Annotated in this window: 24 protein-coding genes; 17 read left to right on the forward strand and 7 right to left on the reverse strand. The window is 65.1% G+C overall.

What is annotated here, in order from left to right; all coding sequences use genetic code 11:
- Nucleotides 1–208: 208 nt before the first annotated feature.
- Entirely contained in the window at nt 209–1768 is a 1560-nt protein-coding gene (locus JQK15_RS03545) for a S10 family peptidase (protein WP_214863446.1), read from the forward strand.
- A gap of 110 nt (nt 1769–1878) precedes the next feature.
- Here the strand turns inward: JQK15_RS03545 and JQK15_RS03550 are convergent, their stop codons facing one another.
- The 3 genes from JQK15_RS03550 to JQK15_RS03560 are packed head-to-tail and all read right to left on the reverse strand — an operon-like array spanning nt 1879 to nt 4666.
- Nucleotides 1879–2577: a DUF899 family protein gene (locus JQK15_RS03550; RefSeq protein ID WP_214863448.1), complete on the reverse strand. Its 699-nt coding sequence runs from the start codon at nt 2575–2577 to the stop codon at nt 1879–1881.
- A gap of 44 nt (nt 2578–2621) precedes the next feature.
- Nucleotides 2622–4328, reverse strand: a complete 1707-nt coding sequence (locus JQK15_RS03555) for a cation acetate symporter (protein WP_214863450.1) — start codon at nt 4326–4328, stop codon at nt 2622–2624.
- Nucleotides 4325–4666: a DUF485 domain-containing protein gene (locus JQK15_RS03560; protein ID WP_004210136.1), complete on the reverse strand. Its 342-nt coding sequence runs from the start codon at nt 4664–4666 to the stop codon at nt 4325–4327. Before JQK15_RS03560 ends, JQK15_RS03555 begins: the two co-directional genes overlap by 4 nt.
- Before the next feature lie 153 nt (nt 4667–4819).
- Between JQK15_RS03560 and JQK15_RS03565 the strand changes: the two genes are divergently transcribed.
- The 3 genes from JQK15_RS03565 to JQK15_RS03575 are packed head-to-tail and all read left to right on the forward strand — an operon-like array spanning nt 4820 to nt 6956.
- A complete protein-coding gene (locus tag JQK15_RS03565; protein ID WP_214863452.1) occupies nt 4820–6031 on the forward strand; it encodes a toxic anion resistance protein in 1212 nt (403 codons plus the stop codon).
- A gap of 40 nt (nt 6032–6071) precedes the next feature.
- Nucleotides 6072–6782 carry a hypothetical protein gene (locus JQK15_RS03570; protein WP_214863455.1) on the forward strand — a complete coding sequence of 237 codons (711 nt, stop codon included), beginning with the start codon at nt 6072–6074 and terminating at the stop codon, nt 6780–6782.
- Between the two features lie 18 nt (nt 6783–6800).
- A complete protein-coding gene (locus tag JQK15_RS03575; protein ID WP_214863456.1) occupies nt 6801–6956 on the forward strand; it encodes a hypothetical protein in 156 nt (51 codons plus the stop codon).
- A gap of 67 nt (nt 6957–7023) precedes the next feature.
- On the opposite strand, the gene JQK15_RS03580 is transcribed toward JQK15_RS03575, so the two are convergent.
- The 4 genes from JQK15_RS03580 to JQK15_RS03595 form a co-directional block, all read right to left on the reverse strand.
- The gene (locus JQK15_RS03580) at nt 7024–8472 is read right to left on the reverse strand and encodes an alginate export family protein (RefSeq protein WP_214863458.1); all 1449 of its coding nucleotides are present in this window, start codon (nt 8470–8472) and stop codon (nt 7024–7026) included.
- Between the two features lie 30 nt (nt 8473–8502).
- Nucleotides 8503–9687 carry a benzoate/H(+) symporter BenE family transporter gene (locus tag JQK15_RS03585; RefSeq protein ID WP_214863460.1) on the reverse strand — a complete coding sequence of 395 codons (1185 nt, stop codon included), beginning with the start codon at nt 9685–9687 and terminating at the stop codon, nt 8503–8505.
- 10 nt (nt 9688–9697) lie between these two features.
- Nucleotides 9698–11026, reverse strand: coding sequence for an MFS transporter (locus JQK15_RS03590; RefSeq protein ID WP_214863462.1), 1329 nt, complete (start codon nt 11024–11026; stop codon nt 9698–9700).
- A 125-nt stretch (nt 11027–11151) separates the two neighbouring features.
- The gene (locus JQK15_RS03595; RefSeq protein WP_017499296.1) at nt 11152–12075 is read right to left on the reverse strand and encodes a LysR family transcriptional regulator; all 924 of its coding nucleotides are present in this window, start codon (nt 12073–12075) and stop codon (nt 11152–11154) included.
- 111 nt (nt 12076–12186) lie between these two features.
- Here JQK15_RS03595 and JQK15_RS03600 point away from each other — a divergent pair, with 111 nt between their 5' ends.
- The 13 genes from JQK15_RS03600 to JQK15_RS03660 all read left to right on the forward strand — a co-directional run bounded on the left by JQK15_RS03600 (nt 12187) and on the right by JQK15_RS03660 (nt 23368).
- Nucleotides 12187–13344, forward strand: a complete 1158-nt coding sequence (locus JQK15_RS03600) for a muconate/chloromuconate family cycloisomerase (protein WP_214863464.1) — start codon at nt 12187–12189, stop codon at nt 13342–13344.
- Nucleotides 13345–13349: 5 nt separating this feature from the next.
- Nucleotides 13350–13640, forward strand: coding sequence for a muconolactone Delta-isomerase (gene catC, locus JQK15_RS03605; RefSeq protein WP_037511893.1), 291 nt, complete (start codon nt 13350–13352; stop codon nt 13638–13640).
- Between the two features lie 38 nt (nt 13641–13678).
- Nucleotides 13679–14605: a dioxygenase family protein gene (locus tag JQK15_RS03610; RefSeq protein ID WP_097384394.1), complete on the forward strand. Its 927-nt coding sequence runs from the start codon at nt 13679–13681 to the stop codon at nt 14603–14605.
- A 26-nt stretch (nt 14606–14631) separates the two neighbouring features.
- Nucleotides 14632–15981, forward strand: coding sequence for an SRPBCC family protein (locus tag JQK15_RS03615; protein ID WP_214863957.1), 1350 nt, complete (start codon nt 14632–14634; stop codon nt 15979–15981).
- Nucleotides 15978–16493 (forward strand): benzoate 1,2-dioxygenase small subunit, encoded by a 516-nt coding sequence (gene benB, locus JQK15_RS03620; protein WP_017499291.1) that lies wholly within the window; start codon nt 15978–15980, stop codon nt 16491–16493. Before JQK15_RS03615 ends, benB begins: the two co-directional genes overlap by 4 nt.
- Nucleotides 16494–16503: 10 nt before the next feature.
- On the forward strand, nt 16504–17289 hold the full coding sequence (benD, locus tag JQK15_RS03625) for a benzoate diol dehydrogenase BenD (RefSeq protein ID WP_214863466.1): 786 nt from the start codon (nt 16504–16506) through the stop codon (nt 17287–17289).
- Between the two features lie 13 nt (nt 17290–17302).
- A complete protein-coding gene (locus JQK15_RS03630) occupies nt 17303–18010 on the forward strand; it encodes a CoA transferase subunit A (RefSeq protein ID WP_214863468.1) in 708 nt (235 codons plus the stop codon).
- Entirely contained in the window at nt 18010–18657 is a 648-nt protein-coding gene (locus tag JQK15_RS03635; RefSeq protein ID WP_214863470.1) for a 3-oxoacid CoA-transferase subunit B, read from the forward strand. The genes JQK15_RS03630 and JQK15_RS03635 overlap by 1 nt, the downstream gene beginning before the upstream one ends.
- Before the next feature lie 14 nt (nt 18658–18671).
- Nucleotides 18672–18989, forward strand: a complete 318-nt coding sequence (locus tag JQK15_RS03640; protein ID WP_037522960.1) for a 2Fe-2S iron-sulfur cluster-binding protein — start codon at nt 18672–18674, stop codon at nt 18987–18989.
- 2 nt (nt 18990–18991) lie between these two features.
- On the forward strand, nt 18992–19762 hold the full coding sequence (pcaD, locus tag JQK15_RS03645) for a 3-oxoadipate enol-lactonase (protein ID WP_214863471.1): 771 nt from the start codon (nt 18992–18994) through the stop codon (nt 19760–19762).
- 5 nt (nt 19763–19767) lie between these two features.
- Nucleotides 19768–20970: a 3-oxoadipyl-CoA thiolase gene (gene pcaF, locus JQK15_RS03650; RefSeq protein ID WP_214863473.1), complete on the forward strand. Its 1203-nt coding sequence runs from the start codon at nt 19768–19770 to the stop codon at nt 20968–20970.
- Between the two features lie 5 nt (nt 20971–20975).
- Nucleotides 20976–22226: an NAD(P)/FAD-dependent oxidoreductase gene (locus JQK15_RS03655; protein WP_214863959.1), complete on the forward strand. Its 1251-nt coding sequence runs from the start codon at nt 20976–20978 to the stop codon at nt 22224–22226.
- Between the two features lie 311 nt (nt 22227–22537).
- Complete coding sequence (locus JQK15_RS03660) at nt 22538–23368, forward strand: 23S rRNA (adenine(2030)-N(6))-methyltransferase RlmJ (protein WP_214863475.1); 831 nt, start codon at nt 22538–22540, stop codon at nt 23366–23368.
- Nucleotides 23369–23763 lie beyond the last annotated feature (395 nt).

Consider the following 23763-nt stretch of genomic DNA (forward strand, 5'->3'; position numbering starts at 1 on the left):
GATATGGGGCTCCCCTGGCCGACACAAGGCCGCGCAGAGGCTTCGGGCGCGCCCCTACAGGAAATGACGCGATGCGGCAAGGGCAGCGGAAGGATCGGCCGAAGCGCAGATGAATATCCTGTCATGTTATGATGTTTCCCTTGCCCCGCTGTGGCAGCCGCCTATGACACCGCGTCAGGTTCGCACCCTGAAAAGAAAAGGACACCCCATGCGGCTGACCGCCACCCTTGGCTTTGCTTCCCTCCTCGCCCTTTCCCTGTCCCACCCTGCCCTCGCCCAGAAGGATGGCGCGCCCGACGCGGCCAAGCAGCATGCCGAGCAGACGGCGGACGAGATCGCCAAGAACTGGGCCAGCGCCCCGGTCGAGGAAGTGACCAAGACCAGCAAGGGCACGGCGAGCGTCGACGGCAAGTCGATCGCCTACACCGCGACCGCCGGCACGCTGACCATCCGCGACGCCCAGGGCAAGCCGACCGCCAGCGTCTTCTACACCGCCTATACCGCGCCGGGTAAGCATCGCCCGCTGACCTTCTTCTACAATGGCGGTCCCGGCTCGGCCTCACTGTGGCTGCGCATGGGCAGCTTTGCGCCCGACCATGTCCGCACCGGCAATCCCGAAGCGGTCGCGCCCGCGCCGTTCGATGTCGGCCCCAATCCCGACAGCCTGATCGGCAGCACCGACATGGTGTTCCTGGATGCGGTGGGATCGGGCTATTCGCGGCCGCTGGGCGATGCCAAGGGCGCCGATTTCTATGGCGTCGACCAGGATGTCGATGCCTTTGCCAAGGCGATCCTGCGCTACACCACCAAGAATGGCCGCTGGGGCGACCCCAAATATATTTTCGGCGAAAGCTATGGCACCACCCGATCGGGCGCGCTCGCCTATCAGCTGGAAGATCGCGGCATGGCGCTGAACGGCGTCATCCTGCTGTCGTCGATCATGAATTACGGCATCCGCCAGTCGGGCTTCGACACCATCCATATCGGCTATCTGCCCAGCTATGCGGCGACCGCCTGGTATCATAATCGCGTCCCCGGCGGCCGCCCGGCCAGCCTGGAAGCCTTTGTCGAGGAAGCCCGCCAGTTCGCCAACGGCCCCTATGCCGCCGCGCTGCTGAAGGGCCAGGACATCAGCGCCCAGGAAGAGGACGCCGTCGCCCAGCAGATGAGCCGCTTCACCGGCCTGTCGGTCGATTATCTGAAGCGCGCCAATCTGCGCGTCAGCCTCAGCCGCTTCCGCAAGGAATTGCTGCGCGACGGGCGCGAGACGCTGGGCCGGTTCGACAGCCGCTACAAGGGGATCGACGAGGATGCGGCGGGCGAGGATCCCGAATATGATCCGTCCGATACCGCGATCAGCGGCCTTTATGTCGGCAGCTTCCTGGATCAGCTGACCAACAAGCTCGGCTATCAGACCGAGTTGAGCTATCGGCTGAGCGCACGCGAAGGCGGCGCCTTCAACTGGGACTGGAGCCATGAGCCGCCGTCGGGCCGCAAGCAGAATGTCGCCGACGTCACCGCCGACCTCAGCACCGCGATGCGCATCAATCCGCATCTGCGCGTGCTGTCCTTGAACGGCTATTATGACATGGCGACACCCTTCTTCTCGACCGAGCGGGACTTGAAGCACATGATGCTGGAGCCAGCGCTGCGGCCGAATTTGCAGTTCAAATATTATCCGGCAGGCCACATGGTCTATCTGAACCCGGAAGCGCTGCACCAGATGCGCCTCGACATGGAGCGCTACTACGCCGAGGGCGCGCGCTGATCTGATTTCCCGTCGTCATTCCCGCGGAAGCGGGAACCCATCTCCTGACTTGGCGCATAGTTGCATCGTCGGGAGATGGATCCCCGCTTCCGCGGGGATGACGGCGAGGGTCAATAGCGCAGCTTCGGATACCAGTCGGCCGGCCGGCCCTGCGGCGTCAGGTCGAGGATCGACCAGAGCGCGGCGATGTCGGGCGCGTCGCGGGGATCCTGGCCCGGATCGGCCATCTCCCGACCCATCTCGCTCATCCAGAAGAGCCGCACCTGATCGCCGTCGCGGCGATAGACGATCAGCGCAGGATATTCGCCGTCCGGCTGGAGCAGGTCGAGATCCCGCGCATAATCGTCGCCGATCGTCTGGATGAAGTCGGTGTTGCGCCAGCCCCGCTCCTGCGCGAAGGCGAATTGCCGTTCGACCGGGCTGCGCGACAATATCTTGTAGGCGACGCGCTGCTTGATGTCGGCGGCATTGCCATCGACCGCGCCGATCCAGTTGGTACACATCGGGCAGGGCCGTTCACGTTCCGGCCCATACATCCAATAGTAACTGACCAGCACATCCTTGTCGCCGAACAGGTCGATCAGGCCGACCTCGAAGCCCTGTTCGTCCTTGAAGCGATAATCCTTCGTGATCAGCGGGCCGGGCGGCAGCGCCTGGCGCTGGGCGGTCAGGCGGGTCATGTGGCGGCGAAATTCGATCTCCGCCGCCAGCAGATCCTGCCGCGCCTTGGCATAGTCCGCGCTTTCGCCCGGAAATGCCGGTTGGCGATGCGCCGCCATGTCGGCGGCCGGTGTCAGTTGTTGGTCCATGGCCTCTCTCCTCCCGCGCCGAACGCGGCGCGGGAGGAGAAGGTTCAATGGTCGCTGGCAGCGAAGGCACCGATGCCGGTTTCCGCCCGCACCCGCTGGGCCGGATAGCCGGCCTTGTCCACCGCCGCGCGGGGCGAGCGATCGAGCCGGGAGATCAGCCAGATGGCGATGAAGCCGGCCGGGACCGAGAAGATCGCCGCCGAGCTATAGGGGAAAGGCGCCAGGCCAAGGCCGAAGGTGGTGGTCCACACCGCCGGCGACAGCAGCGTCAGGACGAAGGCCGTCAGCAGCCCGATCGTGCCGCCCCAGGCCGCGCCGCGCGTGGTGCAGCCGCTCCACAGCAGCGACAGGATCAGCACCGGGAAATTGCCCGACGCGGCGAGCGCGAAGGCGAGGCTGACCATGAAGGCGACATTCTGCTTTTCGAACACCAGCCCCAGCAGCACCGCCAGCGCGCCGAGCGCCAGCGTGGTGATCCGCGAGACGCGCAGTTCGTCGGCGGAGTTAGCCCGTCCTTGTTTCAGCACCGTGGCATAGAGGTCATGGCTGACCGCCGAGGCGGCCGACAAAGTAAGCCCTGCAACCACTGCCAGGATGGTCGCGAAGGCCACGGCCGAGATGAAGCCCAGGAAGGCATTGCCGCCGACCGCATGAGCGAGATGGATCGCCGCCATATTGCCGCCGCCGCGCAGCGTGCCGTCGGCCATCTTGTAGCCGGCATCGGTGCCGACCAGGATGATCGCGCCGAAGCCGATGATGAAGGTAAGGATATAGAAATAGCCGATCCAGCCGGTGGCCCACAGCACCGACTTGCGCGCTTCCTTGGCATCGGGGACCGTGAAGAAGCGCATCAATATGTGCGGCAGGCCGGCCGTGCCGAGCATCAGCGCGAGGCCGAAGGAGATGGCCGAGACCGGATCCTTGATGAAGCCGCCCGGCGCCATGATCGCCCGGCCCTTCGCCGCGGCTTCGGCCGGGGTCGCGCCGGCGGCCTGTGCCGCGGCGCTCTTTACCTCGACCGCGCGGGCGAACAGGGCTTCGAGCGAGAAGCCGAACTGGGCCAGCACCATCAGCGCCATGAAGCTCGCGCCGCCGAGCAGCAGCACCGCCTTGATGATCTGGACCCAGGTGGTCGCGCGCATGCCCCCGAACAGCACATAGAGCATCATCAGTGCGCCGACGATCACCACCGCCACCGCATAGGGCAGGCCGAACAGCAATTTGATGAGCTGCCCCGCCCCGACCATCTGGGCGATCAGGTAGAAGCTGACGACCAGGAGCGTGGAGACCGCCGCGAAGCTGCGCACCGGCGGCTGGGCGAACCGATAGGATGCGACATCGGCAAAGGTGAAGCGGCCAAGGTTGCGCAGCCGCTCCGCCATCAGGAACAGCAGGATCGGCCAGCCGACGAGGAAGCCGGTGGAATAGATGAGGCCGTCATAGCCGTCGGTGAAGATCTGCGCCGATATGCCGAGGAAGGAGGCGGCGGACATATAATCGCCCGCCATGGCGAGGCCGTTCTGGAAACCGCTGATACCGCCTCCGGCGGTGTAGAAGTCCGATGCGGTGCGGGTGCGCGCGGCCGCCGCCTTGGTTATCCACAGGGTCAGGCCGACAAAGGCGACGAACATCGCGATCGCCACCCAGTTGATCGGCTGACGCTGCGCCTCCCCCTCCAACGCGGCGGCGAAGGCGGGAGTGGGCACCAGGGCAAGAACGGGGGCGAGCGCGCCGACAAGCCGCGCCCTCATGCGCCATGATCCTTGAGGATCGCGGCCATCTGCGCGTCATGATGGCGGTTGGCATAGGCGACATAGAGGCCGGTCAGCGCGATCGCGAGCAGGATGAGGCCCAGGCCGATCGGAATGCCGATCGAGGTGACGCCATCGCCGATCGGCATGCCCAGCAGCGCCTTGTCGAAGGCGATGAGCGCGAGATAGCCAACGAAGGCGATGAAGATGATCGCCGACAGCCACCAGCCCAGCCGCGCCCGCCGCGCCACCAGTTCACCATAACGGGGATCGGCCGCCACCGCCGCGATCATCGCGGCCTGTGGATCGGCCGGGGCATGCCCTTCCTGCTGCGTCATTCACTCTCCTCTGGTCTTTGCGCCATGCTAACCAGACGTCCCCCGATTGCAATGGCATGGCCCGAGCGCCTATATCTGCACGGAGAGAGACTTGCGGCCTTACTGTCTTATGCACATATGACAGCAAGGCCGATCTGGCCCCTGGGAGATGACATGGCTTCGACCGCGCCGACCGCGACCGCTGATACGCTGAACCTCACGCCGCCCGATCCGGTGCCGGTGGTCGCCCCCGAAAAGGCGGCAGGACTGGTGCCGATCGACGAGGAAAAGCGATCCAAGCTGGACGAGAAGGTCGATGCCTTCATCGACGATCTGGTCGCTCAGGACGCCAATTCGCCTGCCTTCGGCCAGCGCGTCGACCAGTTGACCAATATGGGCCGCAAGGAAATTGCCGAGGCCGCCGGGCACAGCAACCGCTTCCTCGACCGCCCGGTGCGCGCGATGGACAGCGACAACAAGGTCGGGGCCGATCTGGCCGAACTGCGCCGCACGGTCGAGGATCTGGACCCCGGCAAGCGTGGCAGCCTGACCGCGCCCAAGAAGCTGTTCGGCATCATCCCTTTCGGCAACAAGATGCGCGACTATTTCGACAGCTACAAGTCGAGCCAGACGCATATCAACTCGATCCTGGGCAGCCTTGCCAGCGGCAAGGACGTGCTGATCAAGGATAATGCCGCGATTGACGTGGAACGCCAGAATATGTGGGCCACCATGGGCAAGCTGGAGCAGATGATCCACATCAGCAAGACCATGGACGCGCGCCTCGAGTCCAAAGCGCTGGAGCTGGATTCGACCGATCCGACCAAGGCCAAGGCGATCCGCGAGAGCGCACTCTTCTACATCCGCCAGCGCACCCAGGACCTGCTGACCCAGATGGCGGTCACGGTGCAGGGCTATCTGGCGCTGGACCTGGTGAAGAAGAATAATGTCGAGCTGGTGAAGGGCGTGGACCGCGCCAGCACCACCACCGTCGCCGCGCTGCGCACCGCCGTGACCGTGGCGCAGGCGCTGGTCGGCCAGCGGCTGGTGCTCGAACAGATCACCGCGCTCAACACCACGACCGCCAATATCATCGATTCGACCGGCGAACTGCTCAAGAACCAGACCGCGCAGATCCACGAGCAGGCCGCCAGCAGCACCATCCCGATCGAGACGCTGCAGCGCGCCTTCCAGAATATCTACGACACGATGGACAATATCGACACGTTCAAGCTCAAGGCGCTCGAAAACATGAAGACGACGGTCACCGTGCTGTCGAGCGAGGTGGAAAAGTCCAAGGGCTATATCGCCCGCGCCGAGGGTCAGGCCCAGGCCGCCAAGGAAGCGCGGACCGACAATCCGCTACTGAGCGCGATCGAGGGATAAGAATGCGCCCCGCCCTGCCCCTTTTCGTGGAGATGATGGCATGAGCCGGTCCGACCGCGTGCTGGCCGATGCCGAAGCCGTGCTGCGCCGCCATAGCGAGCGCGGCAAGAGCCTGACCAGCCGTGCGCGCGAACGGCGCAACGCATCGATCATGCGGCGGCTGGGTCGGATCGCCGGCGCCGCCTTCGCGATCATCATAGCGGCCATGGTCGCGGGCTGGTTCATGCCGCTGGGTACCAGTGGCGTGATGATCGTGCTCGGCCTGTTGCTGGTCACCACATTGTTCTTCGCGTTGTTGCCGGGTGAACGGGCAGTCAGCCCGGACAAGCTGGCGGACACGGCGCTGACCGCCCTGCCGCTGAAGACCGAAATCTGGCTGGAAAATCAGCGCAAGGCCTTGCCCGCGCCCGCGGTCAGCCTGGTCGACAGCATCGGCGTCAAGCTGGAGACGCTGGCGCCGCAGCTCGAACGGCTGGGCGAGCAGGATCCAGCCGCGCATGAGATTCGCAAGCTGCTGGCCGATCATCTGCCCGAACTGGTCACCGGCTATCAGTCGATCCCCGCGCCGCTGCGCCGCGAGGAACGCAATGGCCGCGTGCCCGAGACGCAGCTGATCGAGGGACTGTCGGTGATCGATGCGGAGATCGGCCGGATGAGCGAGCAGCTGGCGAGCGGCGATCTCGACAAGCTGGCGACCCAGAATCGCTTTCTGGAGCTGAAATATCAGGAGGCGAAGGAACTTGGCGCCTAGCGCCGTCTTCCTTCCTGCATGATCCACCTCACCCTCATCATCGTCGATTTCCTGACGGGCCTGCTGGCCGCCGGGGCCTGGGCGCTGGCTTCGGCCGGCGGCGCGATCGCGGCCGTGGTGGGCGGCGGGGTGCTGGGTCTATCGCTGTTCCGGCGGTGGCGACGGCGAAGCTGACGGCCGCTGCCTGTGCCGGAGGAGACCGGCGATCCCGCCTGCCTCCGGCACACCCACACTGCCTGATCTAGAAGCGGAAGGTCAGGTAGGTGGCGGCGTAATAGAGGTCGCGGCCGGGTTTGAACTTTTCCGAAACGTCGCCATAGATGGTGTAGAAGCCCAGCGTCATGAACGCGTTGAGCGCATATTGGCCGGCCGCAGTCGCGCGCTTGCCGAAGAAGCGGCTGTCGCTTTCGTCGCCGCGCCGCAGCACCTGGCCGCCGAGAGAATAGACGCCATCCTTGGTGGAGGTGCGCCACAGGCCCGCCGCCGAGAAATCGAGCTTCAGCTTTGCGGTCGGCTGGATCGACAGCTGCGGCTGGATGATCGTCAGGTTATGCGGGCCAAGGTCGCCATTATAGGTGAGCGGCTTGGGGAAGAGCGGCGCATAGGTGCCGATCTTGCCGTCATTGGGGTTCTTGTCGCCCGAGCCGACATCGACGCGCAGGGCCAGCTTGGGCTTCCATCCGCCCTGCCAGCCATAGGCGGCCGTGCCGGTGACATAATAAGCGCTGATGTCGAGATCGCCGAACGAGCCCCATTGGCGGATGCCCTCGACATCGATGCTCCAGGCGTCGCGCTTGCCGGCATAGCGCAGCGACAGGGTGCGGCGCTGGTCGCGTGCGGCCGGTTCGCTGTCGAAGGCGAGGCTGGCGCGGTCGGACGAGACGAACAGTGCTTCGGCGCGACCGGTGCGCGCGCCGGCGCCGAAGCTGCGGCCGGCATGAAAGCCGGTCAGGTCATAATCATGATTGGTTTCGTCATCGAATGTGCCGAGCTTCTCCAGCACGGCATGACCGGTGAGGAAGCCGCCATCCCATGGTCCCTGGGTCGCCATGACGCGCAGCAGGTCGAGCGAGCGACGGGTATTGGCGCCTTCGCGCATGTCGAACACGGTTTGATTGCCGATGCCGATTTCCTGCCGGCCGAGGCGGGCGGTGATGCGACCCTTGCCGACCGGGACATGCGCCTCGACAAAGGCTTGGTTGAAGTCCAGCCGGCCTTCCTCGATCGGCGCGACGACGGAATCGAGGCCGGTGCTGGTCGCATGTTCGAGATCGACGAAGGCGCGGAACAGGCCTTCGATCTGGAGGTCGCCCCAGATGCGGCTGCGCTGCTGGAAATTGCCGTCATCATCCTGCGGGCCGCGGCCCCAGCGTTCGCCCAGCCGCAGTTCGGGGCGCAGCCGCAGTTCGCCGCCGAGCGTCGCATAGGTGTTGCCGACGATCGGCAGATATTTGAGGCGGGTCCACAGATTGGCGTCGCGCACGTCGCGGAAGCCGGAATAATCCTCGTCATGGTTGATCGGGCGGAAAGCGGGCTTGGGCGCCTTGGGCCGCTCGCTGGTCTGGGACGGGGGCAGTTGGGCCTCGGCCGGCGCCGCATCCTTCTGCGCGACGTCGACAGGAGCGGGTGGCGGGGCGGGGGTGGCTTGTGCCGCGGAGGCGGCCAGGACGGGCGCCAGAAGATCGAACATGCATACTCTCCGGTATATGGGTTTTTCTGGTTATGCGGTGGCCTGGTCGGGCCGTTTTGCGACGAGGCTCTGGAGCAGGTGGACGGCGAGGCCGAAGATCAGGCCCCAGAAGGCGGAGCCGAGCCCGGCCAGCGTCATGCCCGATGCGCTGACAGCGAAAGTGACAAGGGCGGCGTCGCGTCTCTGCTCGGCGCGCAGTGCGGTGCTGAGCGAATTGGCGACGACCGGGAACAGGGCGAGGCCTGCCAGCGCGGCGATCAGCGTCTTGGGCAGGGTGGCGAACAGCGCCAGCACGGTGGCGGCAAAGGCGCCGAATACGAGATAGGTGACGCCGCCCGCGATGCCGGCCATGTAGCGGCGGGCGGGATCGGGATGGGCGTCGGGGCCAAGGCAGATGGCGGCGGTGAAGGCGGCGAGGTTGAGGCCATGGCAGCCGAACGGCGCGAGCGCGATCGAGGCGATGGCGCTGGTCGAGACGATCGGCCGGGCGGCGGGCTGGTCGTAACCGGCGGCGCGCAGCACGGCGATGCCGGGCAGGAACTGGCCGGTCAGCGCGACCACCGCCAGCGGCACGGCGATGCTGGCGGTCGCGGCCCAGTCGAAGCGCGGCGTCGTCCAGACCGGCATGGTGAGGTGCGGTGTGCCGATCGATCCGGACAGGCCGCCGCTGAGCGCGGTGATGGCGACGCCGGTCAGCAGCACTGCGACCACGGCATAGCGCGGCGCCAGCACGCGACCGGCGAAGAAGGCGGCGATCATCGCGATCAGCATCACCGGCGCGGACGGCACGGCGCCAATCATGTCGATAACGAAACGAAATAATATGCCGGCGAGCATCGCGGCAGTGATCGCGGCAGGCAGCCGCTGCATCAACCGGTCGAAGGCACCAGACAGGCCGATCAGCAGGACTGCGAGATTGGCGGCGATATAGGCGCCGATCGCGGTCGCGAAATCGGTCTGCGGCAGCATCGTCACCAGCAGCGCCGATCCCGGCGCCGACCAGGCGATGACGATCGGCACGCGCCAGCGCCAACTGAGCGCGATGCCGAGCAGGCCGCTGCCGATCGAGATCGCCCAGATCCAGGAGGCGACGAGGGCGGGTTCAAGGCCCTGCGCTGCCTGGAAGATGATCACCAGCGGGCCGGCATAAGATATGGTGGTGGCGATGATCCCGGCGATGATCGCCGGGATCCAGCCCGTCTGGCTTGCAGTCATGATGGTCCGATCACGCCGCCAGGGCGTAGTTTTCTCGGGCAACCTGCTGGCGACGGCTCAGCATGAAGACCAGGGTGGCCAGCACCGAGACGAGGCCCGGAATGGCGAAGGCGACGAAATTGAGCGTCATCGGCAGTTGCGCCGCGAGCAGCACGCCGCCCAGCATCGGCCCGACGATCGCGCCGACCCGGCCCATGCCCGATGCCCAGCCAAGTCCGGTCGAGCGGACCGACAGGTCGTAGAAATCGGCGACGCTGGCATAGAGCAATATCTGCGTGCCGGTGGTGCCCGCGCCGGCGACGAAGATGAGCAGATAGAGGATCGGCATCGGTCCGTTGAGGCCGAGCAGGCTGATGCAGATCGCGCCGAGCAGGAAATAGGCGATGACCACCTGGGGCAGGCCGAACCGGTCCGCCAGGCGTCCGCCGGCGATCGCGCCGAACATGCCGCCGAAATTGAGTGCCAGCAGGAAGGACAGGCTGGAACCCAGACTGTATCCGGCGCTGCGCATCAGCTGAGGCAGCCAGGAGCCGAGCGCATAGACCATGAGCAGGCAGCAGAAGAAGCAGAGCCACATCGAAAGCGTGCCGAGCGTGCGATTGTGGCGGAACAACTCGGCGATGCTGGTCTTGGCGGCGATACCCTGCGGCTGGAGCAGCGGGCCGTCGAGGCGCTGGCCGGGCGACAGCCGCTGGAGGATGGCGCGGGCCTGTTCCTGGCGCCCCTGCCGGACGAGGAAGCCCGCCGATTCCGGCAGGCCGCGCAGGACGAGCGGCAGGAGGAGGAGCGGCACGGCGGCGGCAAAGAACATCGCCTGCCAGCCGAATAGCGGTAGCAGCCAGATGCCCAGGCCCGCCGCCGCCATGCCACCCACGGCATAGCCGCTGAACATCAGCGCGACGAGCGTGCTGCGCATCCGCTTGGGCGCATATTCATTGGTCAGCGCCACCGCATTGGGCATCAGCCCGCCACAGCCGAGGCCAGCGAGAAAGCGCAGCGCGCCGAACATGGTCGGCGTCGTGGCAAAGCCGTTGACGAAGGTGGCGGCGCTGAACAGTGCGAAGCAGATGGTGATGCAGGTCTTGCGGCCGATCCGGTCACCCAGAGGACCGAAGAAGAGCGCGCCGGACATCATGCCGAACAAGGCCCAACTGGCGAGTGACCCGGCCTGCGGGGCGCTAAGTCCCCATTGGTCCATCAACTGTGGAAGGACGACGCCATAAATGAAGACGTCATAGCCATCGACTATAAGCAGGATGGCGCAAGCAATGATGATCTTGAGATGTAGGTTTCCGAACCTGGCTTCGTCGATGTGACGATTTATATCGATACCCTGCATATCGATTCCTCTCCCTTATTGATGGGTATGATTTCCCCGGAAAGTGAAGGACATGCAGGGCGGCGCCAAATACCAATTAAGTCCCGTTGAAATACGCTACGGGTATGGCGGGCGGTTGGGTGGCTTCAAAGCTCCTCGGTCAGGGCGGCCGGCACCTCATAGCCCCATTGCGCATATTGGCGCGCGATCACCGACGCCATCAGCGCCAGTTCGGGCGAACGGTCGCCGGGGCGGTGGCTCATGATGATGGGGGAGGTGGCCGGTTCGACCAGGTCGCGAAAGGCAACATCGTGGCTGCGGGCGCGATGGACCGATTCGGGGACGATCGCCATCCCCTCCTGCGCCGCGACCAGGCCGATGGCGATCTGCAGTTCGCGCGCCTCATGGACGATGCGTGGTTCGATCGCATGGTCGCGGAACAGCGATATGACCTGGTCGGCATAGCTGGGGCGCGGGGCGCGCGGATAGATGATCTGCGGTTCTTCGGCCAGGTCGCGGATCGAGATCGGTCCTTCGCCGCGGGCCAGCGGGTGGTCCATCGGGAAGGCGGCGACCATCTTCTCATTACGCAGGATGATGCGACGGACGGCAGGATCCTCGAACCGGATGCGGCCGAAGCCGACATCGATGCGTCCGTCCTTGAGCGCAGCGATCTGTTCCAGGGTGGTGCTTTCCACCATGACCAGTTCGACATTGTCGGCGACCTTGCGAAATTCGCGGATCAGTTCGGGCAGGCGGGCATAGATGGTCGAGGCGACGAAGCCGATCACAAGCCGGCGGCGCTGGCTGGTGGCGGCGGTCTTCACCATCGTCTCGACATCCTCCATCCGCGCCAGCAACTGCAGCGCCTGGGCGTGGAGCAGGCGCCCGACATCGGTCAGCCGCAGCGGGCGGCTGGCGCGATCGAGCAATGGCGCGCCGACATGCGCCTCCAGTTGCTGGATCGCGCGGGACAATGGCGGCTGGGCAATATGCAGCCGGTCGGCGGCGCGGTTGAAATTGCCTTCGTCGGCCACCGCCACGAAATAGCGCAAGAGGCGCAGGTCCATCACTGACTTATACCTCCAGAGTATGGCCCCTTGACCGCATTGATCTTTGAAACCGGCGCGGACGAGGCATAGCTATCCCATGAAACGTAAGCATTTGGGAGAGTCGCCGCAATGGCTGGATTGAGCCACGCCGATACCTTCATCGTCGATGTGCCGACGATCCGCCCGCATGTGCTGGCCATGGCGACCATGCACGCCCAATCGATGGTGATCGTCCGCCTGACCGATGCCGACGGTGTCGAGGGGATTGGCGAGGGCACCACGATCGGCGGCCTCAGCTATGGCGAGGAAAGCCCCGAAAGCATCAAGTCGGCGATCGACACCTATATCATCCCGGTTCTGGAAACCTGCGACCTGGCGCAGGTCGGCGCGACCATGGCCAAGGTTGCGCGCTGCGTGCGCGGCAATCATTTCGCCAAATGCGCGGTCGAAACCGCGCTGCTCGACATGGCTGGCAAGCGGCTGGGCATTGCCGTGTCCGAACTGATCGGCGGTGGCCGGGTGCGCGACAGCCTGCCCGTCGCCTGGACGCTGGCCAGCGGCGATACCGCGCGCGACATCGCCGAGGGCGAGGAGATGCTCGACCGCCGGCGCCATCGCATCTTCAAGCTGAAGATCGGCAAGCGCGAGGTGCGCGATGACGTCGCCCATGTCGGCGCCATCTGCAAGGCGCTAGGCGACCGCGCCAGCGTGCGCGTCGACGTCAACCAGAACTGGTCGGAGGCGCAGGCCAAGATCGGCATGGCCATGCTGCATGATGTCGGCTGCGACCTGGTCGAACAGCCGATCGCCGGCGACGCGATCGCCGCAATGGCGCGCCTGTCGAAGAACCAGCCGGTGCCGCTGATGGCGGACGAGGCATTGAATGGTCCGCGCAGCGCGATGCGGATCGCCTCGGCCCATGCTGCCAGCGTCTTCGCGCTCAAGATCGCCCAGTCGGGCGGCCTGTTCGCCGCGGCCGACGTCGCCGCGATCGGCGCGGCGGCCGGCATCGGCCTTTATGGCGGCACGATGCTGGAGGGCGGCGTCGGCACGGTCGCGTCGGCCCATGTCTTCGCTACCCTGCCGGACCTTGCCTGGGGCACCGAATTGTTCGGTCCATTGCTCCAGACCGAGGATATTTTGCGCGATCCGCTCGGCTATGCCGACTTCTCGCTGGCCGTGCCGACTGGGCCGGGCCTGGGCATCGCCTTTGACGAGGACAAGCTCGCCTTCTTCCGGCGCGATCGCACGTCGCCCGCTCTTCACGCCGTTACCGCAGGAGCCTGAAACCCATGCTGTTCATGGTCGAAATGGACGTCAACATCCCGCTGGATTTCGATGCGGCGGAAGCCGCCAGGATCAAGGCCGCGGAAAAGGCCTATTTCCAGACGCTGCAGGCGGCCGGCACCTGGCGCCACATCTGGCGCAAGGTCGGCCTCTATTCCAACGTCTCGATCTTCGATGTCGAGAGCAATGCCGCCCTGCACGACACGCTGATGGCGCTGCCGCTCTACCCCTTCATGACGATGAAGATCACGCCGCTCTGCCGCCATCCTTCCTCGATCCATGAGGATGATCGCTGATCGTCCGACACAGACCGCAAAGCTTAGGAGAGAAAAATATGGGTACCAGCTTCGTAGAAACACCGGAAATCCAGAACCTGCTCGACCGTGTCGCGGGGCTGGACTGCGACGGTGGCAACGCCCGCATGAAGGGCATCGTTCGCGACCTGATCCAATCCTGCATGACCGTCATCGCCCGCTATGACGTCAGCGAGGATGAGGTGTGGAACGCCGTCAACTTCCTGCAGGGCGCGGCGGGCGCGGGTGAGCTGGGCCTGCTGATGCCGGGCGTCGGCCTGGAACATTTCATCGATCTCTATATGGATGCCAAGGATGCCGAGGCCGGCAAGTCGGGCGGCACGCCGCGCACGATCGAAGGGCCGCTCTATGTCGAGGGCGCGCCGATCGTCGAGAGCGGCGCCTATCTGACCGACGATGCCGACGATACCGACACGCTCTACATGACCGGCCGCATCATCGGCCCGGATGGCGAGGCGGTGACGGACGGGCTGGTCCATGTCTGGCATGCGGACTCGCACGGCTTCTATTCGCATTTCGACCCGACCCACGCGCAGACGCCGTTCAACAATCGCCGTCGCCTCAAGATCGCGGCCGATGGCACCTATGCCTTCTCGTCGAAGATGCCGAACGGCTATTCGGTGCCGCCGGGCGGCGCATCCGACACGCTGATGAAGGCGCTCGGCCGGCACGGCAATCGCCCCGCCCATGTGCATTTCTTCATCGAGGCGCCGGGCTATCGCCGCCTGACCACCCAGATCAACTTCGGCGATGATCCGTTCGCTGCCGACGATTTCGCCTTCGGCACCCGCGAAGGGCTGCTGCCGGTGCCTAACCGTCAGGGTGACAGCGCGCATATCGCCTTCGATTTCCATCTGCAGCGCGCGGACGACGAGGGCGACGAGGCCTTTTCGACCCGCAAGCGCCTGGTGGTGGATGCCGTCGAACCGGTCACGGAACCGGCCTGAGAGGAGAGAGGATCATGACCAGCCCCATGGCTTTCCTGCGCGACCGTGTTGAAACGGCGGTCGTGGACGATCCGGAAACCGGCATCTTCCGCTGCCGCCGCGACGTCTTCACCGACCCGGAACTGTTCGATCTGGAGATGAAATATATCTTCGAGAGCAACTGGGTCTATCTGGCCCATGAGAGCCAGGTCGAGAAGAAGAACGATTATTTCACCACCTGGATCGGCCATACGCCGGTGATCCTGACGCGGGCCAAGGATGGCGGGCTCAATTGCGTGGTCAATGCGTGCGCCCATCGCGGTGCCAAGCTGTGCCGCCGCAAGCGTGGCAACCAGCCCTTGTTCGTCTGCCCCTTCCATGGCTGGAGCTTCAAGACCGACGGCAAGCTGCTGCGCGCCAAGGATGCCAGCACCGGCGCCTATCCTGACAGTTTCGACCATGAAGGGTCGCACGACCTGACCAAGGTGCGGGTCGAAAGCTATCGCGGCTTCATCTTCGGGTCGCTCAATCATGATGTCCTGCCGCTGGAGGATCATCTGGGCGAGGCCAGGGTCATCATCGACCAGATGGTCGATCAGGCGCCCGAGGGTCTGGAAGTGCTGACCGGCAATTCCACCTACACCTTCCATGGCAACTGGAAGATGCAGATGGAAAATGGCTGCGACGGCTATCATGTCAGTTCGGTCCATGAAAATTACCAATCGACCATGGGCCGCCGCGCCGAGGGCGGGACCAAGGCGGTCGACGCCAATGGCTGGTCGAAGGCACCGGCAAGCGGCGTCTATGGCTTCGAGCATGGTCATATCCTGCTCTGGACCCAGGTGCTGAACCCCGAAGTCCGGCCGGTCTGGAACTATAAGGACCAGCTGGTCGAGCGGCTGGGCGAGGACAAGGCCCGCTTCATCCTGGAGCAGACGCGCAATCTGGCGCTCTACCCCAATGTCTTCCTGATGGACCAGTTTTCGACCCAGATCCGCGTCGTCCGCCCGATCGACGTGCATACGACCGAGGTCACCATCTATTGCTACGCCCCCAAGGGCGAGAGCGCGGAAGACCGGGCGCACCGCATCCGCCAATATGAGGATTTCTTCAACGTCACCGGCATGGGCACGCCCGACGATCTGGAGGAATTCCGCAGCTGCCAGTCGGCCTATGAGGGCGCGGGCGAATTGTGGAATGACTTGAGCCGTGGTGCGACCCGCTGGATCGCCGGGCCGGACAGCAATGCGACGGCGATGGGCATGAACCCGTTGCTGTCGAGCGAGCGCAGCGAGGATGAAGGGCTGTTCGTGCGCCAGCATGAATTCTGGGCGCAGATCATGCTCGACGGCATGGCCCGCGAAGCCGGCGTGCCGATGATGGAGGCCGCAGAATGACACTGGTTCTCGACACGGAGCGCGCGGCGCTCTCCTATCAGGATATCTGCGCCTTTCTCTATCGCGAGGCACGGCTGCTCGACGATCGCGAACTGGACGAATGGCTGGAATGCTATTCGGAACAGTGCGAATATTGGATGCCGGCCTGGACCGACGATGATGCGCTGACCACCGATCCGCACAGCGAAATCTCGCTCATCTATTATGGCAACCGCAAGGGGCTGGAGGATCGCGTCTATCGCTTGAAGACCGAACGGTCGTCGGCGAGCACGCCGGAGGCACGCACCTCGCACTTCCTGGCGAATATCGAGGTGATCGAGACGCGGAGCGATGCGATCGACCTGCGCTACAACTGGCACACGATGAGCCATCGCTACCAGAAGACGCAGCAGTTTTTCGGAACCAGCTTCGTCACGCTGGACATCAGCGGCGCGGCGCCGAAGATCCTGAAGAAGACGATCGTCCTCAAGGACGACTATATTCATCAGGTCATCGACGTCTATCATATCTGAGGGGCGGGCGATGATCTTCCAGGGACGCTTCGCCGGCAAGGTGATGGTCGTGACCGGCGCGGCGCAGGGTATCGGTGCCGGCGTCGCCACCCGTGCCGCGGCAGAGGGCGCCAGCCTCGTGCTGGTCGACCGGGCGGACTTCGTGACCGATGTCGAGCAGGCGATCGTGGCGGCCGGTGGCAAGGCGATTTCGGTCACCTGTGACCTTGAAACCTATGAGGGTGCGGCACAGGCGATGGCGGCGGCGATCGCGGCGTTCGGGCGCATCGACATCCTCATCAACAATGTCGGCGGCGCGATCCGCATGCGGCCCTATGCGCAGTTCGAGCCGGATCAGATCGACGCGGAAATCCGCCGCTCGCTGATGCCGACCCTCTATTGCTGCCATGCGGTCCTGCCCGCGATGCTGGAGCAGGGGGCGGGCACGATCATCAACCTGTCGTCCAACGCTACGCGCGGTATCCGCCGCGTGCCCTATTCGGCGGCGAAGGGCGGGATCAATGGCCTGACCCAGGCACTGGCGATGGAATATGCGGAGGCGGGCATCCGTGTCGTCGCAACCGCGCCCGGCGGCACCAGCGCGCCGCCGCGCCGCGTGCCGCGCAATGCCGAGGGCGACAACCGCCAAGAACAGGTCTGGATGGCCGAGGCGGTGGAACAGGTGACATCGTCGGCCTTCATGAAGCGCTACGGCACGCTGGACGAGCAGATTGCCCCCATCCTTTTCCTCGCCTCCGACGAGGCCAGCTATGTGACCGGATCGGTCTTGCCCGTTGCGGGCGGCGATATCGGCTGAAGGGACTGAAGACATGCAGAAAATCTACGACAGCCCTCGGGTCGCACTGGAAGGCCTGTTGTTCGATGGGATGACGATCATGTCGGGCGGCTTCGGCCTTTCCGGCAATCCCGAAAGCCTGATCCCGGAAATCCGGGCGAGCGGCGTGAAGGATCTGACCGTCATCTCCAACAATGCCGGCGCCGATGGCTTTGGCCTGTGGATGCTGCTGGAAAGCCGGCAGGTCAAAAAGATGATTTCTTCCTATGTGGGCGAGAACAAGCTGTTCGAAAGCCAGTATCTGTCGGGCGAGCTGGAGCTGGAGCTAAACCCGCAGGGGACGCTGGCCGAGCGCATCCGCGCCGGTGGCGCCGGCATCCCGGCCTTCTACACCAAGACCGGCGTCGGCACGGTGGTGGCCGAGGGCAAGCCGGTCGAGAATTTCGAGGGCGAGGATTATGTCCGCGAAACCTGGCTGCGCGCTGATCTGTCGATCATCAAGGCGTGGCGGGCGGACCCGGCCGGGAACCTGATGTTCCGCAAGACCGCGCGCAACTTCAACCCGAACATGGCGACCGCCGGCAAGGTGACGGTGGTGGAGGTCGAGGAAATCGTGCCCGAGGGCAGTTTCGACCCCGACTGCATCCATACGCCCGGCATCTATGTCGACCGCATCGTCCTTTCCACCATCAACGAGAAGCGGATCGAGAAGCTGACGGTTCGTGAAAGGGAGACCGCCTGATGCCTTGGACCCGCGACGAGATGGCGGCGCGCGCCGCGAAGGAACTGCGCGACGGCTATTATGTGAATCTGGGCATCGGCATCCCGACCCTGGTGGCGAACCATGTGCCTGACGGCGTCAATGTGACGCTGCAAAGCGAGAATGGCATGCTGGGCATCGGGCCCTTTCCCTATGCGGGCGAAGCCGACCCGGACCTGATCAACGCCGGCAAGCAGACGATCACCGCGCTGCCGACCAGCAGCTTCTTCTCCTCGGCGGACAGTTTCGCGATGATCCGGGGCGGCCATATCGACATGGCGGTGCTGGGGGCGATGGAGGTGGCCGCCAATGGCGACCTCGCCAACTGGACCATCCCCGGCAAGATGGTGAAGGGCATGGGCGGCGCGATGGATCTGGTCGCGGGGGTCAAGCGCGTGGTGGTGGTGATGGACCATGTGTCGAAAAATGGCAGCCCCAAGATCCTCGACGCTTGCACCCTGCCGCTCACCGGCAAGGCGGTGGTCGACCTCATCATCACCGACCTCGCCGTGATTGCCGTCGATCGGGCGAAGGGCGGCCTCACCCTTGTCGAACTGGCGCCGGGCGTGACCGAAGCCGAAGTCATCGAGAAGACCGGCGCGCCGCTGGCGATCCTCGAAAACGCATAAGACTGGAATTTACCGTGCCCAATCTGATCGTCGTCAACCGCGCGGGGGACGAAACCAATATCGATGCCCGTGAGGGCGTCTCCGTGATGGAAGCCATTCGCGACAATGGCTTTGACGAACTGCTGGCGCTGTGCGGTGGCTGCTGCTCCTGCGCCACCTGCCACGTCTTCGTCGATGAGGCCTGGACCGGCGCGGTCGGCGCGGCCAGCGGCGACGAGGATGATCTGCTCGATTCCTCCGACCATCGCGGCGATCGGTCGCGCCTGTCCTGCCAGATCATGATGACGGCCGCGCTCGACGGGCTGCGCGTCGCCATCGCGCCGGAGGATTGAGCATGGCTTTCATCCAGCGCAATGGCGTGAACCTCTACTGGAAGCGTGACGGGCGGGATGACGCGCCCGCGCTGCTACTGCTGAACAGCATCGGCACCGACATGGATTTGTGGGACGGCGTGCTGCCCCATCTGCGCGATCGCTTTGCCCTGTTGCGGATCGATGCGCGCGGCCATGGCGCGTCGATCGCCGAGCCGGGTGATTATGCACTCGCCATGCTGGCCGACGATGTGCTGGCGGCGGCCGACGCGGCCGGCTTCGATCGCTTCTCTGTGGCAGGCGTCTCGCTGGGCGGGATGGTCGGCATGGAACTGGCTCTGCGCACGCCGGAGCGGGTCGAGAAGCTGCTGCCGATCTGCACCTCCGCGACGATGGACAGCGCCTCCTGGAACGACCGCATCGCCAGGGTGCGGGGCGAGGGCATGGCCGCCATCGCCGATCTTGCCATGGGCCGCTTCCTGTCCGACGCCGCCGAGCCGGCCATTTATGAAGCGGTACGGCGTCAGTTGCTGGCGATGGATGCGCAGGGTTACGCCGGCTGCGGCGCGGCGATCCGCGACATGGACCTGGCCGACCGGATCGGCGGCATCGCCTGTCCGACCTTGGTTATCACCGGCACCCGCGACATATCGACGCCCTATGCGGGGCATGGCGAACATCTGGTCGCCCGCATCCCCGGCGCGGCGCATGTGGCGCTGGAAGCCGCGCATCTGGCCCCGCTCGAAGCGCCCGAGGCGCTGGCGGGCGCCATCACCTCTTTCCTGGAAAGCTGAGACACATGGCACAGGCCTTCATCTGCGATGCCGTCCGCACCCCGATCGGCAAGCTCAACGGATCGCTGGCGACCATCCGCGCCGACGATCTGGCGGCGCTGCCGCTCAAGGCGCTGATGGCGCGCAATGAACGGGCCGACTGGTCGGCCATCGACGATGTGATCCTGGGCTGCGCCAACCAGGCGGGCGAGGATAATCGCAACATCGCGCGCATGGCGGTGCTGCTGGCGGGCATGGGCGAGGCCGTGCCGGGCGTGACCGTCAATCGGCTTTGCAGCTCCGGCCTCAATGCGCTGGGCATGGCGGCGCAGGCGATCCGCAGCGGCGACGCCGATTTCCTGATCGCTGGTGGCGCCGAGAGCATGACCCGCGCGCCCTATGTGCTGGGCAAGGCCGGCAGCGCCTTTGGTCGCGACCAGAAGATCGAGGACACGACGCTCGGCTGGCGCTTCGTCAACCCGGCGATGAAGGCCGCCTATGGCGTCGATACCATGCCCCAGACTGGCGAGAATGTCGCGGAACAATGGGGCATTAGCCGCGAGGAGCAGGATCGCTTTGCGCTGGCCAGCCAGGAAAAGGCGGCGCGCGCGCAGGCGAACGGGCGCTTCGCTGCCGAGATCGTGCCGGTCTCGATCCCGCAGAAAAAGGGCGATTCCATCCTGTTCGACGCGGACGAGCATTTGCGCGCCACCAGCCTGGAGGCGCTGGCGAAGCTGACGCCGGTGGTGAAGGCCGACGGCACGGTGACGGCGGGCAATGCGTCAGGCCTGAATGACGGCGCGGCGGCGATGCTGGTCGCATCGGAAGCGGCGGCGGTGACGCATGGCCTGACGCCGCGTGCTCGGGTGATCGGCATGGCGGCGGCCGGCATCGCGCCCCGCATCATGGGCGCCGGCCCGATCGAGGCGGCGCGCAAGCTGCTCGCCCGCAACGGCATGAGCGTCGATCAACTGGACGTGATCGAACTCAATGAAGCCTTTGCCAGCCAGGCGATCGCGACGCTGCGCGACCTGGCCGTCGATCCGTTCGATCCGCGCGTCAATCCCAATGGCGGGGCGATCGCGCTCGGCCATCCGCTCGGCATGTCGGGCGCGCGCATTGCGCTGTCGGCGGTCGAGGAACTGCATCGGACCGGTGGCCGCCATGCGCTGGCCTTCATGTGCATCGGCGTCGGCCAGGGCCTCGCCGTGCTGCTGGAGCGGGTGTGATGGCGATGGAACGGGCCGATATCGTCATCGTCGGGGCTGGCCATGGCGGCGCGCAATGCGCGATCGCGCTGCGCCAGAACGGCTTTGCCGGGACCATCATGGTGGTCGGCCGCGAGCCGGAATATCCCTATGAACGGCCGCCGCTGTCCAAGGATTATTTCGCGCGCGAAAAGGCGTTCGAGCGGCTGCTGATCCGGCCCCCGGCCTTCTGGGCCGAAAAGGATGTGAACTTCCTGCTCGGCACCGAAGTGACGGCGGTCGATCCGGCCGGCAAGCAACTGACGCTCTCCGACGGACGCAGCCTTGGCTATGGCAAGCTCATTTGGGCGACCGGCGGTGATCCGCGCCGCCTGACCTGCGCGGGCGCCGATCTGGCCGGCGTCCATGCGGTGCGGACCCGCGCCGACTGCGACGCGCTGATGGCGGAAATCGATGCCGGCAAGCGCGAGATCGTGGTCATCGGCGGCGGCTATATCGGGCTTGAGGCGGCCGCCGTGCTGAGCAAGATGGGCCTCAAGGTCACTTTGCTGGAAGCGTTGCCAAGAGTGCTGGCGCGGGTGGCAGGCGAGGAGTTGTCCGCCTTCTACCAGCAGGTCCATCGCGACCATGGCGTCGACCTGCGCCTGGATGCCAGGGTCGATTGCCTGGAGGGGGCGGACGGTCAGGTGACGGCGGTGCGGCTGGCGGATGGCGAGCGCATTCCCGCGCAGGCGGTGATCGTGGGCATTGGCATCATCCCGGCGGTCGAGCCGCTGATCCGTGCCGGGGCGAAGGGCGCCAATGGCGTCGATGTCGATGCCGGGTGCCGCACCTCGCTGCCCGATATTTACGCCATTGGCGACTGCGCCGCCTTCGCCTGCGACTTTGCCGGCGGGCAGGTGATGCGGGTGGAATCGGTCCAGAATGCCAATGACATGGCGACCTGCGTGGCGAAGGCGATCTGCGGCGACGAACGGCCCTATCGCGCCTTCCCCTGGTTCTGGTCGAACCAATATGATCTCAAGCTCCAGACCGCCGGGATCAACGCAGGCTTCGACCAGACAGTGATGCGCGGCACGCCCGCCGACGGCGCCTTTTCGATCGTCTATCTCAGGGATGGCAAAGTCATCGCGCTCGACTGCGTGAACAGCGTCAAGGACTATGTCCAGGGTCGCAAGCTCATCGAGAATGACGTGCAGATCGATATCGACCGGCTTTCGGATAGCAGTATCGCGCTCAAGGACACCGTCCGCGCGACACCGGCTGCCGTCGACTAAGTGCAGGCGATCGCCGTGCTTCCATGACGGCGGCGGTCGCTGACGGGCCGATCATGACCATGCCAAGGGCGTGGCCACGGCACCCGATGCGGCTGTGGCCACGCCCTTATCAATCCACGACATAGGGCGAGCCTGACCTGGTTCCGAAGCCAGTTGCAGGTCTCCGCTCGCCCCTATGCGGGCACCGGATTGGCTGCTTCAATCACCTCGCATTCGGTTTGTGCGCCCGATAATATCGGCCCGGCCACAACTTCGCTTTGCAGAAGGTCCGGCAGCTCGTCTAAAGGCAGGCCGTCAGGATCTGAAACACGATGAATTATCGCCATTCCTTCCATGCAGGCAACAGCGCCGATGTGGTCAAGCACAGCCTGTTGATCGCCCTGATACGGGCCTTGCAGCACAAGCCGGGCGCGCTCACGCTGATCGACACCCATGCCGGTTGCGGCCTGTACGACCTTGGCGGCGATGCCGCTCAACGCACCGGCGAGGCGACGCAGGGCGTGCTGCGGGCCTTTGCCGACCACAACCCCTTGCTGGACGACTATCGCGCCGCCGTGCGGGCGGTGAATGTGGGGGACGAGCCGCAGCTTTACCCCGGCTCGCCGCGGTTTCTGGCACAGCTTTTGCGCCCGCAGGATGTCCTGATCCTCAACGAGAAGCACCCGGAAGACGCTTACACCCTGCGCGGCGTGATGCGCGGGACCAGCGCTGCCGTGCATGAACGCGACGCCTACGAATTGTGGCTGGCCATGGTGCCGCCCCGCACCGCACGCGGCGTGGTGGTGGTCGACCCGCCCTATGAGCAGACGGACGAACGCGCCCGCATCACCGCCACCCTCGCCGCCGCGCAGCGCAAATGGGCGCATGGCGTGACGGTAATCTGGTTTCCGCTGAAAGACTACGCCACGCATGCGCGGTGGAAGGCGCAGTTGCGCAAGCTCAGCATCCCGAAATTTCTGTGCGTGGAGCATTGGCTATATGATAGCGAGCAACCCGGCATCTATAACGGTGCGGGCCTCTTCATAGTCAATCCGCCCTACGCTTTCACGCAGGCATTACCGCCCATGTTGGAGGCCTTTCGCGCGGCGTTGGCCCCCGAAGGGCATCGGGGCGAGATTCTCGCCGATTGGTTGAGCGACTAGGATAAACCCAAGCCCACTCTTCCTCCAGAGCGAGCATTGCTGCGCTCCAGATTGCAGGCAGACTGGATCGGGCTGATCGCTGAAACACGAAGTTCGCCGATCATATCGCCAAAGCCGCAGCCCGCAGGCATAAGGAGGCGGCAGAGATGATGCGCCTCCAACAGCCCATCCCTTCCCGGAATTGTGCAGCGCACAACCGCGCTTCGTTGAGCATTCCGACACCTCATCCGCTCCGCATTCCGCTAATGGAGCCGGATGAACGGGATAGAATGAGGCAACGCCGGAAACGGCGGCTTTCTAGCGCTTTCGGTCAATCGCCGGTTTTGCTGGATACCCGTGCGAACGGGTAACTGGCACAGAGAGAGGCTGAGCAACAACCCATATCCACATGACAG

This window comes from Sphingobium sp. BHU LFT2 (assembly GCF_018604485.1).
Lineage (GTDB): Bacteria > Pseudomonadota > Alphaproteobacteria > Sphingomonadales > Sphingomonadaceae > Sphingobium > Sphingobium yanoikuyae_A.

Coding starts and splice junctions, on each gene's coding strand:
- benD (WP_214863466.1), top strand. CDS start 16,504: ATGATCTTCCAGGGACGCTTCGCCGGCAAGGTGATGGTCGTGACCGGC.
- JQK15_RS03590 (WP_214863462.1), bottom strand. CDS start 11,026: ATGCAGGGTATCGATATAAATCGTCACATCGACGAAGCCAGGTTCGGA.
- JQK15_RS03660 (WP_214863475.1), top strand. CDS start 22,538: ATGAATTATCGCCATTCCTTCCATGCAGGCAACAGCGCCGATGTGGTC.
- JQK15_RS03655 (WP_214863959.1), top strand. CDS start 20,976: ATGGAACGGGCCGATATCGTCATCGTCGGGGCTGGCCATGGCGGCGCG.
- JQK15_RS03635 (WP_214863470.1), top strand. CDS start 18,010: ATGCCTTGGACCCGCGACGAGATGGCGGCGCGCGCCGCGAAGGAACTG.
- JQK15_RS03585 (WP_214863460.1), bottom strand. CDS start 9,687: ATGACTGCAAGCCAGACGGGCTGGATCCCGGCGATCATCGCCGGGATC.
- JQK15_RS03565 (WP_214863452.1), top strand. CDS start 4,820: ATGGCTTCGACCGCGCCGACCGCGACCGCTGATACGCTGAACCTCACG.
- JQK15_RS03560 (WP_004210136.1), bottom strand. CDS start 4,666: ATGACGCAGCAGGAAGGGCATGCCCCGGCCGATCCACAGGCCGCGATG.
- benB (WP_017499291.1), top strand. CDS start 15,978: ATGACACTGGTTCTCGACACGGAGCGCGCGGCGCTCTCCTATCAGGAT.
- JQK15_RS03550 (WP_214863448.1), bottom strand. CDS start 2,577: ATGGACCAACAACTGACACCGGCCGCCGACATGGCGGCGCATCGCCAA.
- JQK15_RS03610 (WP_097384394.1), top strand. CDS start 13,679: ATGGGTACCAGCTTCGTAGAAACACCGGAAATCCAGAACCTGCTCGAC.
- JQK15_RS03630 (WP_214863468.1), top strand. CDS start 17,303: ATGCAGAAAATCTACGACAGCCCTCGGGTCGCACTGGAAGGCCTGTTG.
- JQK15_RS03570 (WP_214863455.1), top strand. CDS start 6,072: ATGAGCCGGTCCGACCGCGTGCTGGCCGATGCCGAAGCCGTGCTGCGC.
- JQK15_RS03575 (WP_214863456.1), top strand. CDS start 6,801: ATGATCCACCTCACCCTCATCATCGTCGATTTCCTGACGGGCCTGCTG.
- catC (WP_037511893.1), top strand. CDS start 13,350: ATGCTGTTCATGGTCGAAATGGACGTCAACATCCCGCTGGATTTCGAT.
- JQK15_RS03545 (WP_214863446.1), top strand. CDS start 209: ATGCGGCTGACCGCCACCCTTGGCTTTGCTTCCCTCCTCGCCCTTTCC.
- pcaF (WP_214863473.1), top strand. CDS start 19,768: ATGGCACAGGCCTTCATCTGCGATGCCGTCCGCACCCCGATCGGCAAG.
- JQK15_RS03595 (WP_017499296.1), bottom strand. CDS start 12,075: ATGGACCTGCGCCTCTTGCGCTATTTCGTGGCGGTGGCCGACGAAGGC.
- JQK15_RS03580 (WP_214863458.1), bottom strand. CDS start 8,472: ATGTTCGATCTTCTGGCGCCCGTCCTGGCCGCCTCCGCGGCACAAGCC.
- JQK15_RS03600 (WP_214863464.1), top strand. CDS start 12,187: ATGGCTGGATTGAGCCACGCCGATACCTTCATCGTCGATGTGCCGACG.
- JQK15_RS03555 (WP_214863450.1), bottom strand. CDS start 4,328: ATGAGGGCGCGGCTTGTCGGCGCGCTCGCCCCCGTTCTTGCCCTGGTG.
- JQK15_RS03615 (WP_214863957.1), top strand. CDS start 14,632: ATGGCTTTCCTGCGCGACCGTGTTGAAACGGCGGTCGTGGACGATCCG.
- pcaD (WP_214863471.1), top strand. CDS start 18,992: ATGGCTTTCATCCAGCGCAATGGCGTGAACCTCTACTGGAAGCGTGAC.